Genomic DNA, 3,293 nt, shown 5'->3' with positions numbered 1-3,293 from the left:
CTTGCCGCCGGTGTCGGCCACGAGCAGCACCACCCCCGACCCCAGCCGCGCCTTGTGCTCGTCGATCAGCCCGCGCAGGTCCTTGCCGGAGACCCCCGCCAGCGTCTGCGCCAGGAAGGGCACGCCGGCCACCGTCTCCGGCCCCTTCGCCTCCGCCGGCCCGCCGGCCATCGCCAGCCGCCGGCGCAGCTCGGCGATCTCCGCCCCCTGCGCCTTGCGCTCGTCGAGGAGCGCCCTGACCCGCTCGGCCAGCTCGTCCGGCCGCGCCCGGAGCAGCCCCGCCGCCTCGGCCAGCGCCGCCTCGTCGGCCGCGATCTGCCGCCGCGCCCCCTCGCCGGTCAGCGCCTCGACCCGCCGCACCCCCGAGGCCGAAGCCGCCTCGGAGACGAGCCTGAAGGTGCCGATGTCGCCGGTCCGCGCCACATGCGTCCCGCCGCAGAGCTCGAGCGAATAGGTGTCGCCCGCCGCGCCGAGCCCGCTGCCCGGCCGCGCGCCCATCGCCACCACCCGCACCTCGTCGCCGTACTTCTCGCCGAAGAGCGCCCGCGCCCCGAGCCTCTCCGCCGCCTCCGGCGTCATGATCCGCGTCTCGACCGGCGTATTCTGCCGCACGTAGGCGTTCACCTCCGCCTCGACCCGCGCCTGCTCCTCCGCCGTCATCGCCTTCGGGTGCGCGAAGTCGAAGCGCAGCCGGTCCGGCGCCACCAGGCTGCCGCGCTGCGCCACATGCTCGCCCAGCGCCCGCCTGAGCGCCTCGTGCAGCAGATGCGTCGCCGAATGGTTGGCCCGGATCGCCGCCCGCCGCTCGTGGTCGACGACGAGCTCGGCCGCCGCCCCCTGCGCCAGCTCGCCCTCCTCGACCCGGCCCTGGTGCACGAAGAGCCCGGCCTTCTTGCGCACGTCAGTGACCCGCACCCGCCCCTTGTCGGTGCGCAGCACGCCCGCGTCGCCCACCTGCCCGCCCTGCTCGGCATAGAAGGGGGTCTGGTTCAGCACCACCTGCACCTCGACCCCGATCCCGGCCGTCGCGACCGGCCTGCCGCCGACGACCAGCGCCAGCACCTGCCCCTCGGCCGCCTCGGTGTCGTAGCCGAGGAACTCGGTCGGCCCGTGCCGCTCGGCGAGGTCGAACCAGATCGCCTCGTCCGCCGCCTCGCCCGAGCCGGCCCAGGCGGCGCGCGCCTTGGCCTTCTGCTCGGCCATCGCCGCCTCGAAGCCCTGGGTGTCCACCACCCGCCCCTTCTCGCGCAGCGCGTCCTGCGTCAGGTCGAGCGGAAACCCGTAGGTGTCGTAGAGCCGGAAGGCCGTCGCCCCCGGCAGCGCCGCCCCCGACGGCAGCCGCCCCAGCTCGTCGTCGAGCATCCTGAGGCCCCGTTCCAGCGTCGCCTTGAACCGCGTCTCCTCGGAGAGCAGCGTCTCCTCGATCAGCGCCTGCGCCCGCGGCAGCTCCGGGAAGGCCCGGCCCATCTGCGCGACCAGCGCCGGCACCAGCCGCCACATCACCGGATCCTCGGCGCCGATGAGATGCGCATGCCGCATCGCCCGCCGCATGATCCGCCGGAGCACGTAGCCCCGCCCCTCGTTCGACGGCAGCACCCCGTCGGCGATCAGGAAGGAGGTCGAGCGCAGATGGTCGGCGATCACCCGGTGGTGCACCTTGCCCGGCCCGTCCGGGTCGCTGTGCGTCGCCTGCGCCGAGGCCTCGATCAGCGCCCGCATCAGGTCGGTGTCGTAGTTGTCGTGCTTGCCCTGCAGCACCGCGCCGACCCGCTCGAGCCCCATGCCGGTGTCGATCGACGGCCGCGGCAGCGGCACACGGGCGCCGTCCTCGAACTGCTCGAACTGCATGAAGACGAGGTTCCAGATCTCGACGAACCGGTCGCCGTCCTCGTCCGGGCTCCCCGGCGGCCCGCCGGGGATGCCCTCGCCGTGATCGTAGAAGATCTCCGAGCAGGGGCCGCAGGGGCCGGTCGGCCCCATCATCCAGAAATTGTCCATGGTCGGGATGCGGATGATCCGCTCGTCCGGCAGCCCGGCCACCTTCTTCCAGATCGCCGCCGCGTCGTCGTCGTCGTGGTAGACGGTGACGAGGAGCCGCTCCTTCGGCAGCCCGAACTCCCGGGTCAGCAGCTCCCAGGCGAAGGGGATGGCGCCCTCCTTGAAATAGTCGCCGAAGGAGAAGTTGCCGAGCATCTCGAAGAAGGTGTGGTGCCGCGCGGTATAGCCGACGTTGTCGAGGTCGTTGTGCTTGCCGCCGGCGCGCACGCACTTCTGGCTGGTCGCCGCCCGCACGTAGTCGCGCTTCTCGAGCCCGGTGAAGACGTTCTTGAACTGCACCATGCCGGCGTTGGTGAACATGAGCGTCGGGTCGTTCCTCGGCACCAGCGGCGAGGAAGGCACCACCCGGTGCCCCTGCGCCGCGAAATAGTCGAGGAAGGTGGAGCGGATATCGTTGAGGCTCGCCATGATCCCGTGGTCCGTGCAGGCGCTCGCGCGCGGTCAGGAGTGTTAGCCTCCCGCCAACGCGGAGTCCATCGGCCCCGCACCCCCTCCCTGCGCCGCTGTCGTCCCTCGGTCAGGGCCTGTTTGCCGGAGCCGCCGTCGCGTGGCGCCTGGACGAGCCGGGAGCCGGGCGGGGTCAAGGCTGCGGCACGCACCGCCGCTTGCGGCGGCTCGGCCTTGACCCCGCCCGGCTCCCGGCTCAGGCAGGGCAGAACGCGACGGCGGTTCCGGCAGACAGGCCCGGGGGCATCTGTTTGCTGGTGAGCCGGAGCATCCCCGCCGTCGAGGAGGTGCCCATGCCCGACATACGCCTGAAGCGCGCCTACGAGCCGGCCTCGCCGACCGACGGCACCCGCGTCCTCGTCGAGCGCCTCTGGCCGCGCGGCGTGACCAGGGCCGAGGCCGATCTCGCCGGCTGGGAGCGCGACATCGCCCCGAGCCCCGGTCTGCGCAAGTGGTACAACCACGACCCCGCCCGCTGGGAGGAGTTCCGCAGCCGCTACCGCGCCGAGCTCGCCGGCCACGCCCCCGAGGTCGAGCGGCTGCGCGCGCTGGCGCGCCAGGGCCCGCTCACCCTCGTTTTCGCCGCCCGGGACACCGAGAGGAGCAGCGCCGCCGTGCTGCGCGACATGCTGCTCGAGCGCCCCGGATAGCGCGTCCCGGGCATGCCGCGCATGGCCCGTTGCCGCACCTTCATCCGCCGTTAACCCAGCGGTGGAAAGCCTTGCCTTCGAGACGAATTCGTCTTGCAATGTTCCTGTTTCGTGCGCATGGTGTCATGGTGAACAAGG

General features: G+C 72.8%; 2 protein-coding genes. One reads left to right on the top strand and one right to left on the bottom strand.

The window, feature by feature from the left end:
- On the bottom strand, positions 1-2,466 hold a 2,466-nt coding region (gene alaS, locus Q0112_RS08140), incomplete at its 3' end, for an alanine--tRNA ligase (protein ID WP_297973767.1).
- A gap of 332 nt (positions 2,467-2,798) precedes the next feature.
- Here alaS and Q0112_RS08135 point away from each other — a divergent pair.
- A complete protein-coding gene (locus tag Q0112_RS08135; protein ID WP_297973764.1) occupies positions 2,799-3,155 on the top strand; it encodes a DUF488 domain-containing protein in 357 nt (118 codons plus the stop codon).
- The last annotated feature ends 138 nt before the right edge of the window (positions 3,156-3,293 follow it).

The organism is uncultured Amaricoccus sp. (genome assembly GCF_937858865.1).
Lineage (GTDB): Bacteria > Pseudomonadota > Alphaproteobacteria > Rhodobacterales > Rhodobacteraceae > Amaricoccus.
Note: the sequence above shows the minus strand (reverse complement) of the source record. Positions and strands in the feature narration are given on the sequence as shown.

Bases quoted from the DNA above. Each gene is read 5' to 3' on its own strand.
- Q0112_RS08135 (WP_297973764.1), top strand. From the start codon at position 2,799: ATGCCCGACATACGCCTGAAGCGCGCCTACGAGCCGGCCTCGCCGACC.